The organism is Amycolatopsis sp. CA-230715, from assembly GCF_018736145.1.
Taxonomy (GTDB): domain Bacteria; phylum Actinomycetota; class Actinomycetes; order Mycobacteriales; family Pseudonocardiaceae; genus Amycolatopsis.
Map to the genome: position 1 here is coordinate 7,566,596 of NZ_CP059997.1, position 17,524 is coordinate 7,584,119.

The window sequence follows — 17,524 nt, forward strand, 5'->3', positions numbered from 1 at the left end:
TTTGCCTTGAGTTTGTCACGAGAGTGTGGATGTGCTTTCATTACGCTTTGCCGGACCGGGGAGTCTTTCTTTCCCGGGCTACCGAAACCAGAATGTCGGCCCAAGTGGAAACGTGCGCGGGGTCTCGGTTGTCATGCCCGGACGAGAGCAGGAGGAATGCGATGGAGCGAGGCAACCCCGGCCAGCGGGCCGCCGTGCTCGGGGTCGGTCCTTTCGGGACGGTGGACCCGCTCCTCGCCGCCGCGGTCTCCCGTGGCGGCGGTTACGGGATCGTCAGCCTCGCCGGTGAGCAGGCGTTCGAGGCGCTGAACCGGATGGCCGAAGCGGGTGCCCCGTTCGGCGTGCGCGTGACGGCGGACTGCCCGGTCGGCCCTGCCGAGCTCGACGGCGTCGCCGGTCTCGGGCTGGTGGTGCTCGCCGCGGGCGCGACCTGGGAGCCCGATGCCGTCGGAGTCCCCGCGCTCGTCGAGGTCACCGATCTCGACGAGGCGCGCGACGCCGTGGCTCGCGGTGCGCACGGCGTGATCGCGCGCGGCTCGGAGTCCGGCGGCGCGGTCAGCGAACTCAGCTCCTTCGTGCTGGTGCAGCGCCTTCTCGACGAGATGGGCGAGGTGCCCGTGTGGGTATGCGGCGGGATCGGGCCGCGCACCGCGGCGGCGGCCGTCGCCGGTGGCGCGGCGGGGGTCGTGCTCGAAACGCAGCTCGGCCTGTTCCCCGACGCCGACGTGCCACGGCGGCTGCGCGACCGCCTCATCCGCGCCGACGGTTCGGAATCGGCGCTCGTCGACGGGCGGCGCACCCTGCGCGACGACCCGGAAATCCCGTGGGGACAGGACGCACCACTCGCGGCCCTGTTCGCGGAACGCTGGGAGACGGCCGAGGACGCGGTGCGCTCGATCGTCCGCGCGGTCACCAGCCGCCACGCCGTGCCGACGCCCGCCGAGCAGGGCGCGCCCCTGTGCCGCTCGACGGGGGCCGCGCTCCCGATCGCGCAAGGGCCGATGACGCGGGTCAGCGACCAGCCCGCGTTCGCCGAAGCGGTCGCGTCCCACGGCGGGCTGCCGTTCGTCGCGGTGGCGCTCGCCGACGAGGAGCGCACCGCGAAGCTCCTCACTGACACCGCGGAACTGCTCGGCGACCGTCCGTGGGGCGCCGGGATCCTCGGGTTCGTGCCCGACGAACTCCGTGAGGCGCAGCTGCGCGCGATCCACCGGACCCGTCCGCGCGCGGTGCTCATCGCGGGTGGCAGGCCCGCGCAGGCGAAGGCGCTCGAGGCCGAAGGCATCGCCACCTACCTGCACGTGCCCTCGCCCATCCTGCTCCGCCAGTTCCTCGACGCCGGCGTGCGGCGGTTCGTGTTCGAGGGCGCCGAATGCGGCGGGCACATCGGGCCGCGCACGAGCTTCACCCTGTGGGAGTCCCAGCTCGACGTGCTGGCGAAGTTCGTCGAGGAGGGGAACTCCGCCGACGGCGTCGAAATCTACTTCGCGGGCGGTGTGCACGACGCGCGGTCCGCCGCGATGGTGGCCGCGATGGCCGCGCCGCTCGCCGAACGCGGCGCCGGGATCGGGGTGCTGATGGGCACCGCGTACCTGTTCACCGAAGAGGCCGTCCGCCACGGCGCGATCACCGAGCTGTTCCAGCGGCAGGCCGTCGGAGCCGATCGGACGGCGACGGTGGAGACCGCGCCAGGCCACCTCACCCGGTGCCTGCACAGCCCGTTCGTGGCGGAATTCGCCGAGGTGGAGCGGAATCTGCGCGAGGAGGGCGTGCCGAAGCAGGAGCGCTGGGAGCGGCTCGAACGGCTCAACACCGGGCGCCTGCGGATCGCCAGCAAGGGCGTGCGGCGCGACGGCGACGCGCTGGTGGCCGTCGACGCGGACGGTCAGCTCGCCGACGGGATGTACATGGCGGGCCAGGTCGCGGTGCTGCGCGGCGCGACCACGGACATCGCGACGCTGCACCGCGCGGTCGTCGAGGACGCCGCCCGCCTGCTGCGCGGCGGAGAACCCGCGCGCGCCGAACCCGCGGCCGCGACCGTGGACGTCGCCGTGATCGGGATGGCGGGCGTTTTCCCCGGCGCGCCGGACCTTTCCGCGTTCTGGTCGAACGTGCTGCGCGGGGTCGACTCGGTGACCGAGGTGCCAGCGGAGCGCTGGGACGTCGGCACCTACTACCGCGAGGACGGCGCGCCGGGCAGCACACCGTCCAAATGGGGCGGCTTCCTGCCGGACATCCCGTTCGACCCGGTGTCGTTCGGGATCCCGCCGACGTCGATGGGCAGCATCGACCCGGCGCAGCTGCTGTCACTGGAGATCGCCAGGCGTGCGCTCGCCGACGCGGGCGCGGTCGTCGACCGGGAGCGCACCGGTGTGGTGTTCGGCGCCGAGGCGGGCGGGGATCTGCACAACGCGGGCGTGCTGCGCGCGTTGCTGCCCAGCTACTTCGAGGAGTCTCCGGCCGAACTGAGCGAACTGCTGCCGACGTTCACCGAGGACACCTTCCCCGGCACGCTCGCGAACGTGATTTCGGGCCGCGTGGCGAACCGGCTGGACCTCGGCGGCCCGAACTACACCGTCGACGCGGCGTGCGGGTCCTCGCTCGCCGCGCTCGACCTGGCGTGCAAGGAACTCGCGGGCGGCGGCAGCGATCTCATGCTGTGCGGCGCGGTCGACCTGCACAACGGCATCCACGACTACCTGATGTTCGCCTCGGCGGGCGCGCTGTCGCCGACCGGCCGCTGCCGCCCGTTCGACCGCGCCGCCGACGGGATCGCGCTCGGCGAAGGCGTCGCGTGCGTGGTGCTCAAGCGGCTCGCCGACGCCGAACGCGACGGCGACCGGATCTACGCGGTGGTGAAGGGCGTCGGCGCTGGCAGCGACGGCAAGGCGTTCGGGCTGACCGCGCCGCGGCCGGAAGGCCAGCGGCGCGCGCTGGAACGGGCCTACCGCAACGCCGGGGTCTCGCCGTCGCGGGTGGGGCTGGTCGAGGCGCACGGCACCGGCACGGTCGTCGGTGACGGCACCGAGCTGAGCACGCTGACCGAGTTCTTCGCCGAGGCGGGCGCCGAGCCCGGCGGGTGCGCGATCGGCTCGGTGAAGAGCCAGATCGGGCACACCAAGTGCGCCGCGGGGCTCGCCGGGCTGATCAAGGCGGCGCTGTCGCTGTGGACCGGTGTGGTGCCGCCGACCGCGCAGCTACGCGACCCGCACACCGTGTGGGAGGAGGGCCGCAGCCCGTTCTCGTTCACCACCAGGGCACGGCCGTGGCTGCGCCCGCAGCGGGACAGGGTGGCCGGGGTGAGCGCGTTCGGCTTCGGTGGCACCAACTTCCACGCCGTGCTCGCCGCCGGTCCCTCCACATCGGACAGCAGGCACCGGCTGCGGGACTGGGACGCCGAACTGTTCGTCCTGCGCGGTGCCGACGCCGCCGAGCGGCTGGCGGAGTTCGCCGGATCCGCGCCACCGGAGCTTCCCCTGTCCACAATGGCCTCGACGATGACCGGGACCGGGCCCGTCCGGTACGCGATCGTCGCGGGCGACCGAGGAGAACTGCTCGACGCCCTCGCCGAAATCTCGTCCGGCGCGACCTCCGGCAAGCACTGGTTCGCCGCCGGGGACCGCGATCCCGGCGAGGTGGCGTTCCTGTTCCCCGGCCAGGGGAGCCAGCGCACCGGCATGCTCGCCGAGCTGTTCACCTCTTTCGGCGAGCTTCGTGGCCTGCTCGAACTCGACCAGGCCACGGCGTCGCGCGTCTTCCCGCCGCAGGCGTTCGACCTCGCCGCGACAGCCGTGCAGGACGACGCGCTGCGCGACACCCGCGTGGCACAGCCCGCGCTGGGCATGGCGGGGGTCGCGGTGGCGCGCGTGCTCGACCGGCTCGGCGTCCGGCCCGGCATGCTCGGCGGGCACAGCTACGGCGAACTGGCCGCGCTGTCGGTGGCCGGTGCCTTCGACGCGCCGACCCTGCTGCGGCTGAGCGAGCGCCGCGCGGCGGCGGTGATGAACGCGGTGCACGGCGACCCCGGCGCGATGGCCGCGGTGCGGACCACCCCGGAGGCGATCGCCGAGGTGCTCGGCGAGCCGATGGACGTCGTCGTCGCGAACCACAACGCGCCGGACCAGGTGGTGCTTTCCGGCGCGACGGACGCGATCGAACTCGCGGTGAAGTCGTTGAAGGCACACGGGATCGGGGCGAAGCGCATCCCGGTCGCCTGCGCGTTCCACAGCCCGATCGTCGCGGACGCGGCCAACGAGTTCGACGCGGTGCTCGCGGGCGAACGGGTGCGCGACCCGAGGATCCCGGTGTGGGGCAACCGCACGGCGCGCCGGTACGAGCCGGGCGCGGTGCGCGCCGAACTGGCCGGGCAGCTCGGCTCGCCGGTCCGGTTCGCCGAGCAGATCGAGGACATGTACGCCGCGGGCGCGCGCACCTTCCTCGAAGTCGGGCCGGGCAGGGTGCTGACCGGGCTGGTGTCCTCGATCCTCGGCGACCGCCCGCACACCGCCATCGCGACCGATCCCGGTGCCGCGCCCGGTCTCCGCGGTTTCCTGACCGCACTGGCGAAACTCGCCACCGCCGGGGTCGAGATCGACACCGAGTGGCTCTTCCGGGGCAGAGTGGCGAAACCGGCAGCCAACCGTCCGGAATGGACGGTTAACGGCCAGTTGGTGCGGCGGGGGACCACCACGCCGCCGGGCGGGCTGCGGCCCGCCGAACGGATCAGGAGGTCGGCGATGGCCGAGAGCACGCGTCCCGGTGACCCCGCCGACGCGGTACTGGAGTTCCTGCGCGGCCACCGCGAGGTCGTGGCCGCGCAGCGGGACGTGCTGCTGGCCTACTTCGGTGGTGTCCCCCAGACCGCGCCCGTCGCGCCGGTCGCCGCCGCGCCCGTGGCGGTGCCCGCCACCGTGGTGGTCGAGGCGCCCGTGGCCGCGCCGGAGCCGGAGCAGTCCGCAGTGGACACCAGCGATCTGCTCGGCACCGTGGTCGGGGTGATCGCCGAGCGCACCGGATACCCCGGCGAGATGATCGACGGCGATCTCGACCTGGAAGCCGATCTGTCCATCGACTCCATCAAGCGCACCGAGATCGCCGGGATGCTGCTGGCGAAGCTGGGCCTTCGCGACCGGATCGACGACGCCGAACAGGACGAGCTGAGCCGCAAGCGCACCGCCGGTGCCCTCGCGGAGTGGCTTTCCGAGCACATCGGGACCGGCGACGCCGCGGCGGGAACGGCGGAACCGGACGAAGCCGAACCGGTCGCGACCGGGATCGCGCCGGGGCGGTTCGTGCTCCGCGCGGCACCGTCCCCTTCGGACCCGTCGGGTGAGCTGACCGGGCGGCGCGTGCTCGTGCTGCACGAGCCGGAGCAGTCGGGGCTCGCCGTCCGGGTGAGTGCCGAACTGGCGGCGCGCGGCGCGCAGGCGGTCGTGGACCCGAGGGCGGAGGCGGACGCGCTGATCTGCCTGAGCACGCTGACCGGCACCGAGGAGTCCGCCGCGCCGGGATTGTTCCTGGTGCTGCGCGACCTGATGGCCGGGATGGACGGGCTCGTCGTGGCCGCGCCGCTCGAACGAGGCGCGCGGACGGCCGGGCTGCGCGGCCTGCTGCGGTCGGTCGCGCGGGAGCACCCGGAGCGCCCGGTGCGGCTGGTCGAGCTGGACCACGAGGCGCCGTCGGCGGCGACCACGCTGGTCGCCGAGCTGCTCGACCGGACGCCCGTGCCGGTGGCTCGGCACACCACCGACGGCAGGGCGGCGTTCGAACTCCTCGCCGAAGACCTGCCTTCGGTCGCGAGGGCTGGCGCAGGCCCCGCCGGTCCCGGTGCCGCCGAAGCGGCCGCGATCGGACTCGGCCGCGATTCGGTGGTGCTGCTGATCGGTGGCGCGCGGGGCATCACGGCGCGGTTCGCCGGCACGCTCGCGCTCGCCGCTGGCTGCCGGATCGAACTGGCCGGGCGCACCCCGTACACCGGTGAGCCGGAGGACCCGGCGCTGGCCGGTCTCACCGACGCGCCCTCGCTTCGCCGCGCGCTCGCCGACAGCGGCGAGCCACTGTCCGAAGTGGAGCGACAGGTGCGTGCCGTGCTGGCCCGCCGCGAGATCGCGCACACCGTGGACGAGATCCGGCGAGCTGGTGGCGAGCCGGGGTACCAGCGGATCGACGTCCGCGACGGCGCCGCGGTGCGCCGCCTCGTCGAGGAGGTGCACGCGCGGCACGGCAGGCTCGACGGCATCGTGCACGCGGCAGGCGTCATCGACGACAAGCTGATGTCCGAAAAGGATGGAGAATCGTTCCGCACCGTGTTCGGCACCAAAGTGGACGGCGCGGTCGCGCTGCTCGACGCGGTGACGAGGCTGCCGGAGCCGCCGAAGTTCGTCACGTTCTTCGGCAGCATCGCCGCGGTGCTCGGGAACCGGGGCCAGACCGACTACGCCGCGGCCAACGACGCGCTCGACGTGCTCGGCGCGTTATGGGCGGAGCGGACCGGGAACAGGGCGCTCACCGTCCACTGGGGACCATGGGCCCCCTCGGCTGGCGGCATGGTGTCCGAGGAGCTGGCCCGCGAGTACGCCCGCCGTGACGTCAAGCTGATCGATCCCGACGAGGGCGCCGCCTGCCTGCTCGCCGAACTCGCCTACGGTGGGCCGTCGAGCACGTCGGTGGTGTACACGGCGTCGCCGTGGTGAGCGCGCGGGAGCCGGTGGCGATCGTCGGCATGGCCGTGTGGCTGCCCGGCGCACCCGATCTCGACAGCTACCGGCGCAACCTGTTCTCCGGCGTGGACGCCATCGCCGACGTGCCGGAATCGTTGAAGCTGTCGGGTTTCCACGACGCCGGGCACCGCGCGTCGGAGCAGGCGGACCCCGCGCGCACCTATTGCCACCGCGGCGGGTTCCTCGACCGCCCGCTGACCGTGGACGCGACCGCGTTCGGGATCATGCCCAGCTCCGTGCCGGGAATGGAACCGGACCAGCTTATCGCGCTCAAGGTGGCCGCCGACGCGCTCGAGGACGCGGGCGGGCGCGCGGCGCTCAGCGACACCGCCAAGACCGCGGTGATCCTCGGCAGGGGCGCCTACCACACGCCCGGGATCATGCGCTTCGAGCAGCGCGTCCGAGGGGTCGGCGAGATCCTGCGCGCGATCGGCGAGGTGCTGCCGTCGGTCACCGGCTCCGAGCTGGACCGCCTGCGCGCGGCGCTGCTGGAACCGCTCGGCTCCACCGATCCCGACGCGTCGATCGGGCTCGTGCCCAACCTCGCCGCGTCCCGCGTCGCCAACCGGCTCGATCTCGGCGGGCCCGCGTACACCATCGACGCGGCGTGCGCGTCCTCGCTGCTCGCGGTCGACCACGCGATGACGGAACTGGCCACCGGCCGGTGCGACGCGGTGCTCGCGGGCGGGGTGCACCACTGCCACGACGAGACGTTGTGGTCGTTGTTCACGCAACTGCGCGCGTTGTCGCCGAGCGAGCGGATCAGCCCGTTCTCCCGGCACGCCGACGGGCTCCTGATCGGGGAGGGCACCGGCGTCGTCGTGCTGAAGCGCCTCGCCGACGCGGAGCGCGACGGCGACCGGATCTACGCGGTGGTGCGCGGTACTGGGACGTCCAGCGACGGGCGCGCGGCCAGCCTGTTCAACCCGGACACCCGCGGCCAGGAACTGGCGTTGCGCCGCGCGTGGGCGGAGGCGGGGCTCGATCCGCTCGCCCCGCACGCACTCGGCCTGCTCGAAGCGCACGGCACCGCGACGCCCGCCGGTGACGCGGCCGAGATCGACACCATCACCAGGGTTTTCGGGCCGCCCGCCGGGGGTGGCGCGGTGATCGGGTCCGTGAAGTCGATGATCGGGCACACCATGCCCGCCGCCGGGATCGCCGGGCTGGTGAAGGCCGCGCTCGCGGTGCACCACACGACGCTGCCGCCGACGCTGCACTGCGAGGAGCCGAATCCGCTGCTGGCCGGAACCGCGTTCACCGCGATCCGCACGGCGCGGGAGTGGGACGCGCCCCGGGACGGCACACCGCGGCGCGCCGGGGTCAACGCGTTCGGGTTCGGCGGGATCAACGCGCACACGATACTGGAGGAACCCGCGCGGCCGTCGCGATCGCGCGCGGCGGTCCGCGAGCCGGAGCGCATCGTCCGGCTCGGTGCCGGAACTCCGGGCGAACTGGCCACGCTGCTCGCGAAGCAGGGCAGCGCGCTGCGCGCCGCGACGCCTGCCACCACCGGGCTCTGCCGTCTGTCCGTTGTGGACCCGACGGACCGCAAGCTCGAACTGGCGCGCCGGATCGTGGCGAAGGGCGAGCCGTGGCGGGGGCGCAACGACGTGTGGTTCGCGCCGGATCCGCTGCTGCTCGCCGAACCGTCGGCGAAGACCGCGTTCGTGTTCCCCGGTATCGAAGCCGAGTTCGCCTCCCGGTGCGCCGACGTCGCCGCCCATTTCGGGCTCGCGCCGCCCCCGACGGTGCGCACCGGCTCCCTTCTGTCGCATGTGGACGGACTGTGGTCCGCTGGCGTGACGCTGGACTTCGCGCTGCGGCGGCTCGGGATCGTCCCCGACGGGTTCGCCGGGCACAGCGTCGGCGAATGGACCGCGATGACGGTGGCCGGCATGTACCGGATCGACGAGGCGAAGACGCTGCACTCGCGGTACCTCCCCGGCGGGTTCGAACCGCCGGAAGCCGATTTCGTCGTACTGGGCTGCCCCGCCGCCGAGGCGGCCGACCGGATCGCGGACGAGCCGGATCTGGTGGTGTCGCACGACAACGCGCCGAGGCAGTCGATCGCGTGCGGTCCGCCGGAGGCCGTCGCGCGGCTCGCCGAGCGGTGCCGCGCCGACGGGGTGGTCGCGCGGGTCCTGCCGTTCCGGTCCGGGTTCCACACCCCGCTGCTGCGCCCGATGCTCTCCTCGTTCGAGTACCTGATCGGCGAGCTCCGGCTGACCCCGCCGTCGGTGCCGATCTGGTCGGCCACCACCACCGGCCGCTACCCGGAGGACCTCGACGAGGTCCGCGCGCTCTACCTCGAACACCTCGTCGCGCCGGTGCGGTTCCGCGAGCTGGTCGAGTCGATGTACGCCGACGGGTTCCGGATCTTCCTCCAAGCGGGACCTGGCCAGCTCGGGTCGTTCGTCGCGGACACCCTCGACGGGCGCGCGCACCTGATGGTCAGCGCGGACGCGCCCGGCCGCGACGGCATGGCGCAGCTGCGCCGCGTCGCCGCGGCGCTGTGGGCCGAGGGCGGTGACCCGCGGTTCGATTCGCTCGACCGGACCAGAACCGGTGCCGCCATCGCGATCGACACGTTCGGCGCGCCGATGTCGGTCCCCTCGGCGGCACGCGGGCTGCTCGACCGCCCCCGTGACCCGGACCTGCCCGCACTGCCGCCCGGCACCGCGGCGGAGGTCGTCGCGGAGTTCACCGAGCTGCTGGCCGACACCCGCCGCGCCGCCGCGTCCGTCGCGGCGGCGGCGCTCGGGGCGGCGACCGAAGCCGCGGCGGACGTCCTGCTCGACATCTCCCTCGACACCATGCCGTACCTGCGCGACCACCGGTTCTTCCGGCAGCGCGCGGACTGGCCGGACGAAGAGGACCACCGGCCCGTGGTGCCCGCGACCGCGCTGATCGAGCTCGCCGTCGGCGAGGTGGCGCGCCGCTGGCCGGACGAGGTCGCGGTGGCGGTGCACCACGCCGTCTTCACGCGCTGGCTCGTCGCCGCGCCCGCCCAGCGCGTGCCGCTGCGGACGAGGCGTGACGGCGACCGGGTCCGGGTCGAGATCGGCGAGTACGCGTCGATGACGGTCGAACTCGGCCGTGCCTACCCGGTACCGCCGGAGCAGCGAACCGTTGGCGCACCGGAGAAAACACCGCCGACGACCGCGGCGGGAACCTACGAGCAGCGGGACATGTTCCACGGGCCCGGCTACCAGGGCCTGTCGGTCCTGCACGGACTCGGCGCCCGCCACATCCGCGGCGAACTGGTGGTGCCACCGGCGCCGGGCGGGCTGCTGGACAGCGTCGGCCAGCTACTCGGCTGCTGGCTGATGGCGTCCGAATCGGACGGTCTGCTCGCGTTTCCCCGCAGTGTCAAGGAAATCAGGTTCCACGGCCCGCATCCCGGCCAAGGCGAGCGGCTCGACTGCCTCGTCGAGATCACCGAGGTCACCGAGGACCGGCTCGGCATGTCGGCCCAGCTCGTCCACAGGGGACGGACGTGGGTCACGATCGAGGCGTGGCGGGACGTCCGGTTCGCCTGCGACCACCACGCCCACCGGGCCTACGCCTTCCCCGAGCGGAACCTGCTGTCCACATCGGACTCCGGCGGCCGGATGGCGCTGAACGCACCGTGGCGCACGGCGGCGGGCCGTGACCTGTACGCGGGGGTGTACCTCGGATCCGGTGAGCGCGCGGACTACGACCGCTGCCCGCCGCCGCGGCGGCAGCGGTGGCTGACCGACCGGATCGCGGCCAAGGACGCCGCCCGCGCCTGGCTCGCCGAGCGCGGCACCACCGGGATCTACCCGGCGGAGCTCGTCGTGTCGGTGTCCGGCGGAGTGGCGGCGGTGCGGGGGCAGCACGGGGCGCCGGTTCCCGAGCTGACGGTCCACCTCGAACGCGACGGGGACACCGTGCGGGCGAGGGCGGGGGAGCGGTCAGGGGTCAGTACGACGAACTACGAACGCGGAGCACGACTATGAACACCGATACGGCCGTCTTCTCGAAGGTCACCGAACTGCTCGGCGAGATGGTCGGCGGCGCCGACCTGCTCGGCATCGAGATCACCAGCGGCACCACGTTCCACGAGGACCTCGGGCTGGAGAGCATCGACCTGGTGACCTTCGCGGGCATCCTCGCCGACCACTTCGGCACCGAGGTCAACCTCGCCGAGTTCCTCGCGGAGAAGGAACTCGACGAGGTGATCGGCCTCCGCGTCGGGGACATCGCCGACTACGTCGAGTCGAAGGTCCGCTGAGCGGTGGAGATCATGCTCGTCAACGGCCTCCGGACCAACGTCGGCCTGCTCCCGGCCAAGGAGTCGACGGGGGAGGCCGTGGTGTTCGTCCACGGGATGGGCACGGACAGCCTCGCGAGCTTCTACCTGACGCTCGCGTCGCCGGTCTCCGCCGCCGGGATCGACGTGATCAGCTACGACCTGCGCGGGCACGGCAAGACCGAGATCCCGGACAGCGGGTACACGCTCAAGGACTTCGTGGCCGATCTGGACGACCTCCTGCGCCAGGTCCGCCCGGACGCTCCCGTGCACCTCGTCGGGAACAGCTTCGGCGGCACGATCGCCTACAGCTACGCGCTGACGAACCCCGAGCGCGTGCGGAGCATCGTGTGCATCGAGGCCGAGCCGCCGACCGAGGTGTGGGCGGACAAGATGACCCAGATCCTGGACTACACGGCGGAATTCCTGTCCGCGGAGGAGAACTACGACTGGATCGAGTCCGCCTACAGCGCGCACCACCGGCGGCTGGCGAGGATGGCGGCCAAGCGCATCATGGCCACCAGCATCACCCAGGAGGTCCCGCTCGGGCCGTTGATGACGCTCGACGACGTCCGGTCGATTTCGTGCCCGGTGCTGTCACTGCTCGGCCAGAACGGCTACCAGTCCGACGACCTCGACGCGCTCACTTCGCTGCTGCCGCGCGGTGAACGGGTCGTCTTCGAAGGGCAGGGCCACTCGGTGCTCGTCGAACAGCATCGGCGGGTGCGGGAACTGGTGCTCGACTGGGTCGCGAGGCACGCCGGTGACTAGGTACCTGTTCGTCGTGCCGCCGCTGACCGGGCACGTCTCGCCGTTGCGGGGCGTGGCCGCGGAACTGCGCGCGCGAGGCGATCAGGTGGTGTGGACGGGGCCGCTACCGGAGGTGCCTCGGCTGCTCGGCGCGGGGGAAACCGTGTACCCGGCGGGGGATTCGGCCGCGTTCGAGGTCGCGCGGCGCCCCGGCGCGCTGCGCGGTTTCGCGGCGTTGAAGTTCCTGTGGGAGTCCTATCTCGTGCCCCTGGCGGACGCGATGGTCGACGGGGTCGCCGCCGCCGTCGACGCGTGCGAACCCGACGCGCTGGTGGTCGACCAGCAGGCGCTCGCGGGCGCTGTCGTCGCCGCGCGCACCGGCCTGCCGTGGGCGACCGCCGCGAGCACGCCGTCGGAGCTGTCCGATCCGGTGTCCGCGATGCCGAAGGTGGCCGCCTGGATCGACGGCCTGCTGCGGGGCCTGCGCTCGCGGCACGGGGTCCCGGCCAGTACCGGCGATCTCCGCTTCTCGCCCGGTTTGGTGCTGGCGTTCACCACCGAAGCGCTGGCGGGCGAGGCGATCGTGCGCCCGGCGGGCGAGCTGCGGTACGTCGGGGCCGCGCTCGCCGACCGGAACGCCTACGAGGACTTCCCGTGGGAACGAGTGCGGGGGCAGGCGAAACTGGTGGTGGTCACGTTCGGCACCGCCAACGGCGAGCCGGGCGCCCGGTTCCTCACCACGGCGCTGCGCGCCTTCGCGGACCTGCCGCCGGAGTTCCAGGTGGTCATCGCCGACCCGGACGGCGTGGTGCCCGCCGCGGGGCCGCCGAACGTACTGGCCGTCCGGTGGATCCCGCAGCTCGCGCTGATCCGGCGCGCGACCGCGGTGGTCTGCCACGGCGGCCACAACACCGTGTGCGAGAGCCTCAGCCACGGCGTCCCGCTCGTGGTCGCGCCGATCAGGGACGACCAGCCGCTGCTGGCGCAGCAGATCGTCGACTCCGGCTCGGGGGTGCGGCTTCGGTTCGATCGCGCGTCCGCCGAGGACATCCGCGACGCCGTGCTCGAAGTGTGCCGGAACCCGTCGTACGCGCACGAGGCAGCGCGACTGCGCGAATCGTTCGACCGCGCCGGGGGAGCGGCCGCGGCCGCCGATCACCTGGACCGCCTCGTCGCCGCGCCCATTCCCTGACGGCTTGGCCGCCGCCGACCGGCTAACGGGTGGCCGCCGGTCCTTCCACCAGGTCGCGCAGCCGCTCGATCAGGGTGGCCTCGTCGAAGCCCTGGGCGACGTGCTGGATGCCGCCGCTGATCTGCTTCGGGCAGTGGTCCGCGCCGTCGCCGTCGATCCGGAAGGCACGCACGCGTCGACCCGTTTTCAGCTCGTACACGACGAAGTCGTAGTAGGCCGACACCACTTCGACCGGCGAACCGGGGATGTTCGGCAGATCCAGGTCTCCGTAGGAGCATTCGCCGACCCGCCGGCCGGTAATGCGCGGATCGGACATACACAAGGCCAGCTGGGCGTGCGCGTAGGCGTCGGCGGAGTACAACGGGAGAAACACCCCGTTGGCAGGGGAGGCCCCGGGGGAGCCCGCCCATTCCGCCGGAAGTTCTGGCTGATCCGGGGGGAAGTACCGGGTGGCTTGGTCGTAGTCGCGGGCCTGGAACCCGATGAGCTTGTGCGGGCCTGCTCCGGCGTAGGGCGGACTTTCCGACTCGAACGGTTTGCCACCCTTGCATGCCTCGTCCGGCGGAGTGAACACCGGGCCGGTACTTGCCGGTGGAGCGGCTGACACCGGCGGCGGTGGGGGCGGCGAACCGCTCGAACACCCGACCGCCAGGAGTGTGGCCACCACCGCGGCAGTCGTTCGCACGATGCCCCACCCGCGGCGACTGGACACGACCCTCATCCTTTCCTCACCCCAGCAACCAGGGCACGCACCGGTAGTACCTCCTCGCTCCCGGAAGAAACCATACTGCCGGGCCATCAGCCCGCGGGCTCGACGATGTCCGGTTCCGGCCGCCGACCGGACGGCCCCATGCGCGAGCCCGTTGGCAGCCTCGGCGACCTGATCCCGGCACGATTTTCACATGGCGGCGGGGTGTGAAAACTCTTTCCGTGTTCTTTATGTACACAAACTTCCGGTAATCGTTTTCCTCGAGATGGGTGCTGGTATTTCGCGCGCGGGAACGTGGTTCCCCTTTGGCCGCCCGTTCACCGCCGGTTCAGAAAATCGCCGCGAGAACCCGTTCTTGGTCGGGCTTCAGGGCGAAAAGTTCCCCGGGAAACCCGGTTTCACTCGTTCGTGGGATGGGTGAGTGACTCCCGGTAATGTGCGTGGACCTGTGACTTTCCAGCGCATGCGCTTTGACATGACTTTTCCTTTACTGTACGTTTAATAACGAGGCTGATGCGCGACCACCGGTGATATCGGGGCGGTCGCGGCCCTCGGGTTGACTTCGGTGCCGCAGTCATCGGAAATGTATTCGGGTAATCCTCGAATTCTGAAAAGAATGGTAGGCGGTGTATCTGTCATGTCACGGCGGGAAAGACAAGTGATCGGCGTTTCGGGCACCCTGGTCCGCGGCGGCACGAGCAAGTGCTGGTTGTTCGACGTCACGGACGTGCACGGCCGCGGCGCCTCGCTCGAGGACGTGCTCCTCGCCGCGTTCGGTTCGCAGGACCACAGCCAGATCGACGGCGTCGGCGGCGCGACGTCGACCACGTCCAAGGCCGCGATCATCTCGCACTCCTACGAGTCCGGAGTGGACATCGACTACACGTTCGCGCAGGTCGGAGTCGGGGTGAACGAGGTGGAATGGGGCAGCAACTGCGGGAACTGCGGCACCGCGGTCGGGTTGTACGCGGTGCAGTCCGGGTTGGTCAGGCCGCGCGGCGAGCGGACGACGGTGCGGATGCGCAACACCAACACCGGATCGAGGATCGACGCGGTGGTCGACACCCCCGGCGGCCGCTTCACCCCATTCGGCGACGCGACCATCCCCGGGGTGGCCTCACCCGGTGTCGCGGTCGGCCTCGAGTTCCTCGACCCGGTGGGCAGCACCACCGGCGAGCTGCTGCCCACCGGCGCGGCGGTCGACGACTTCGCGCTGTCCGACCGGGCCGCGCCCGCGACGCTCGTCGACGCGGGCGCACCCGCCGCGTTGTTCGACGCCGAAGCACTGGGCCTGACCGGAAGCGAGACCGTCGCCGAGTTCGCCGCGGTGCTGCCGTCGGTGCTCGAGCTCCGGCACCGCGCCGGTGTCCACATGGGACTGGTCGCTCCCGGCGGGCCGATCAGCCACGCGGTGCCCAAGTTCGGCGTCGTCGGCGCGGCGCGGGACTACACGGCGACCGACGGTACGCGGATCTCCGCCCGCGACTACGACGTCTCGGTGCGGATGGCGTCGATGCACGCGCCCCATCCGGCGATCGGGCTCACCGCCACCGTCGCGGTGGCGGCCGCGGCCACGGTGCCGGGCAGTACCGTGCGCGCCCACGCCAAGGCCAGTGACGGCGAGATCCGCCTCGGCACCCCCGCGGGCGTGGTCTCGGCCAGCCTGGTGCTCGACGGCGAACGGCTGATCGGGGTCCGGCTGAACCGGTCGGCGCGCGTGATCGCCCGCGCCGACATCTTCGTGCCGAGGGCGCAGCGCGTGCCGGTGGCGGTGCCGTGACCGTCACGGCTTCGCGGCCGGCGACCGGGTTCGGCGGCCGCTTCCTGACCCCGCTCGTGCTCGGCACCCTGCTCAACGCGGTCAACTCGTCGATGATCGCGGTCACCCTGGTGCCGATCGGGCGCGATCTCGGCGTGGGGCCGCAGCACACCGTGTGGCTGGTGACCGTGCTGTACCTGGTGACCGCGGTGGCGCAGCCGGTGATGGGCAGGCTGGTGGACACCTTGGGCGCGCGGCGCGTGCTCACCGCGGGGCTGGTGTCGGTGCTCGCGGCGGGCCTGCTCGGCGCGCTGGCACCGACGTTCGGGGTGCTGCTGGCGTCGAGGATCCTGCTCGGCCTCGGTACCGCGACCGGGTTCCCCGCCGCGATGGCGCTGGTGAAGGCGCGCGCGACCGCGGCGGAGGTGGCGGTGCCGGACCGGGTCCTGACCGTGCTGGCCACCTCGACGCAGGCGAGCATGGCCATCGGCCCCACGCTGGGCGGCCTGCTGGTCGGGCTCGGCGACTGGCGTTGGACCTTCGCGGTGAACGTGCCGCTGGCCGGGATCGGCCTGGCGCTGGCGTTGTGGTGGCTGCCGCGGGATTCGCCCGGTGGCGCGAAATCCTCGCGCGCGCCGGTGGACGTCGGCGGGGTCGGGTTGTTCGCGGTGGCGCTCACCGCGCTGCTGATGTTCGTGATGCGCCCGGAAGCGGCGCGGTGGCCGTACCTGATCGCCGGTCTCGTCTCCGGCGGTGCGCTCATTTGGTGGGAGCTGCGGACGCGGCAGCCCTTCCTCGACCTCCGCGCGCTGGCGGGTAACCGGCCGCTGATCGCCACCTACCTCCGCCAGGGGCTCGGCTACCTCGTGATCTACGCCTTCCTTTACGGCTACCCGCAATGGCTCGCGCAGGGATACGCGCTGCCGGAGGCGATGACCGGGCTGGTGCTGCTGCCGATGTCGATCACCACCGTCACGCTGTCCGCGTTCGGCACCCGGCTCGGGCTCGGCGTGCGGGCGAGGCTGCTGCTCACCACCGGCGCGTTGCTCGTCGGCTCGCTGGCGCTGCTGCCGCTGTCCGTCGGGAGTCCATTGTGGATCGTCGTGGCGATCGGGTTCCTGTTCGGCATCGGGCAGGGCATGAGCACCGTGGCGAACCAGACCGCGCTGTACGTCCAGGCGCCCGCGGACCGCGTCGGCACGCTTTCCGGGTTGTTCCGCACCGCCCAGTACATCGGCGCGCTGGCGTCGACGAGCGTGCTCGCGTGGGCGTTCGGCGCCGAGGCCACCGATGGCGGGCTCACCCAGCTCGCCATCGTGCTCGCCGGTGTCGCGGCGCTGCTCACCTGCGTCACCGGGTCCGACCGGGCCCTGCGCACGGTCGGCGTCAACTGAGCTGCTGGTGGGTGTTGTTGAGGGTGCGCACGACGAGGTGGGGGCTGCCCGGCGTGAGTTCGACGTGGTCGTCGCCGGTGAGGTAGGTCAGGATGCGGCCCCGGCCGGTGAGGTCGATCGCGCTGATCGGCAGGCTGCGCTCGCGTTCACCGGCCGGGGTTCGCACCGCCGTGTAGAGCTGGTGGACCGCGTCGCGCGGCGCGCACATCAGGGCAGCCAGGTATTGGGCGTCACGGGTGTCGCCGGATGCCGTGTCCGTGCCGTCCATGAGCGCGCGGGGCACCGCGACCGTGCGCACCTCGGCGCCGGGCAGCTCGGGCAGCGCCTCCAGCAGGTGGGTCGCGAGGAACTCGGGTTCGACGGGATCGAGCATCACCACGTCCTCACCCACGACGACCCGCACCGCGTCGCGGCCCCGAGCGGCGACCAGGATCGCGGCCGTGGTGCCGTCCGCGAAGGAGTTCCAGGCGTAGAACTCCCGATCGGGGCCGGTGAGCACCGCGACGGTGTTCTTCCACACCGGGTGCAGCTGATCCCGGCGCGCGAAACCCCGGTCCCGCAAGGCATCCATGGTTTCCGCCGCGAGGGCGGTGCGAGCGTCCTCGGTCATCCAGTAGTGCCAGTTGGTGCCGATGACGGCAGGGAGGGGCCCGTTCGAGCCGGCCATTTCGCACGCCGTCACGAACACCATCTTCGGTAGCACCACCGGCTGGTCAATCACGAGA

The 17,524-nt window shown here is 72.4% G+C and carries 9 protein-coding genes; 7 read left to right on the forward strand and 2 right to left on the reverse strand.

What is annotated here, in order from left to right; genetic code table 11:
• Positions 1 to 161 precede the first annotated feature (161 nt).
• The 5 genes from HUW46_RS35995 to HUW46_RS36015 are packed head-to-tail and all read left to right on the forward strand — an operon-like array spanning position 162 to position 12,937.
• Positions 162 to 6,692, forward strand: a complete 6,531-nt coding sequence (locus HUW46_RS35995) for a type I polyketide synthase (RefSeq protein ID WP_215543182.1) — start codon at positions 162 to 164, stop codon at positions 6,690 to 6,692.
• A complete protein-coding gene (locus HUW46_RS36000) occupies positions 6,689 to 10,702 on the forward strand; it encodes a type I polyketide synthase (RefSeq protein ID WP_254125220.1) in 4,014 nt (1,337 codons plus the stop codon). Before HUW46_RS35995 ends, HUW46_RS36000 begins: the two co-directional genes overlap by 4 nt.
• Positions 10,699 to 10,977, forward strand: a complete 279-nt coding sequence (locus HUW46_RS36005; protein WP_215543184.1) for a phosphopantetheine-binding protein — start codon at positions 10,699 to 10,701, stop codon at positions 10,975 to 10,977. The genes HUW46_RS36000 and HUW46_RS36005 overlap by 4 nt, the downstream gene beginning before the upstream one ends.
• 3 nt (positions 10,978 to 10,980) lie before the next feature.
• The gene (locus HUW46_RS36010; RefSeq protein ID WP_215543185.1) at positions 10,981 to 11,766 is read left to right on the forward strand and encodes an alpha/beta fold hydrolase; all 786 of its coding nucleotides are present in this window, start codon (positions 10,981 to 10,983) and stop codon (positions 11,764 to 11,766) included.
• Positions 11,759 to 12,937, forward strand: coding sequence for a glycosyltransferase (locus HUW46_RS36015; RefSeq protein ID WP_215543186.1), 1,179 nt, complete (start codon positions 11,759 to 11,761; stop codon positions 12,935 to 12,937). The genes HUW46_RS36010 and HUW46_RS36015 overlap by 8 nt, the downstream gene beginning before the upstream one ends.
• A 22-nt stretch (positions 12,938 to 12,959) precedes the next feature.
• Here the strand turns inward: HUW46_RS36015 and HUW46_RS36020 are convergent, their stop codons facing one another.
• Entirely contained in the window at positions 12,960 to 13,511 is a 552-nt protein-coding gene (locus tag HUW46_RS36020; RefSeq protein ID WP_215543187.1) for a hypothetical protein, read from the reverse strand.
• A gap of 793 nt (positions 13,512 to 14,304) precedes the next feature.
• On the opposite strand from HUW46_RS36020, the gene HUW46_RS36025 reads away from it, so the two are divergent.
• Positions 14,305 to 15,426, forward strand: a complete 1,122-nt coding sequence (locus HUW46_RS36025; RefSeq protein ID WP_254125222.1) for a PrpF domain-containing protein — start codon at positions 14,305 to 14,307, stop codon at positions 15,424 to 15,426.
• Positions 15,423 to 16,799 (forward strand): MFS transporter, encoded by a 1,377-nt coding sequence (locus tag HUW46_RS36030; RefSeq protein WP_215543189.1) that lies wholly within the window; start codon positions 15,423 to 15,425, stop codon positions 16,797 to 16,799. Before HUW46_RS36025 ends, HUW46_RS36030 begins: the two co-directional genes overlap by 4 nt.
• Here HUW46_RS36030 and HUW46_RS36035 read toward each other — a convergent pair.
• The gene (locus HUW46_RS36035; RefSeq protein WP_215543190.1) at positions 16,792 to 17,520 is read right to left on the reverse strand and encodes an ESX secretion-associated protein EspG; all 729 of its coding nucleotides are present in this window, start codon (positions 17,518 to 17,520) and stop codon (positions 16,792 to 16,794) included. The two genes, HUW46_RS36030 and HUW46_RS36035, sit on opposite strands and share 8 nt — an antisense overlap.
• Between the last annotated feature and the right edge of the window lie 4 nt (positions 17,521 to 17,524).

Excerpts from the sequence above, each read along its gene's own strand:
- HUW46_RS35995 (WP_215543182.1), top strand. The coding sequence starts at position 162 with ATGGAGCGAGGCAACCCCGGCCAGCGGGCCGCCGTGCTCGGGGTCGGT.
- HUW46_RS36005 (WP_215543184.1), top strand. The coding sequence starts at position 10,699 with ATGAACACCGATACGGCCGTCTTCTCGAAGGTCACCGAACTGCTCGGC.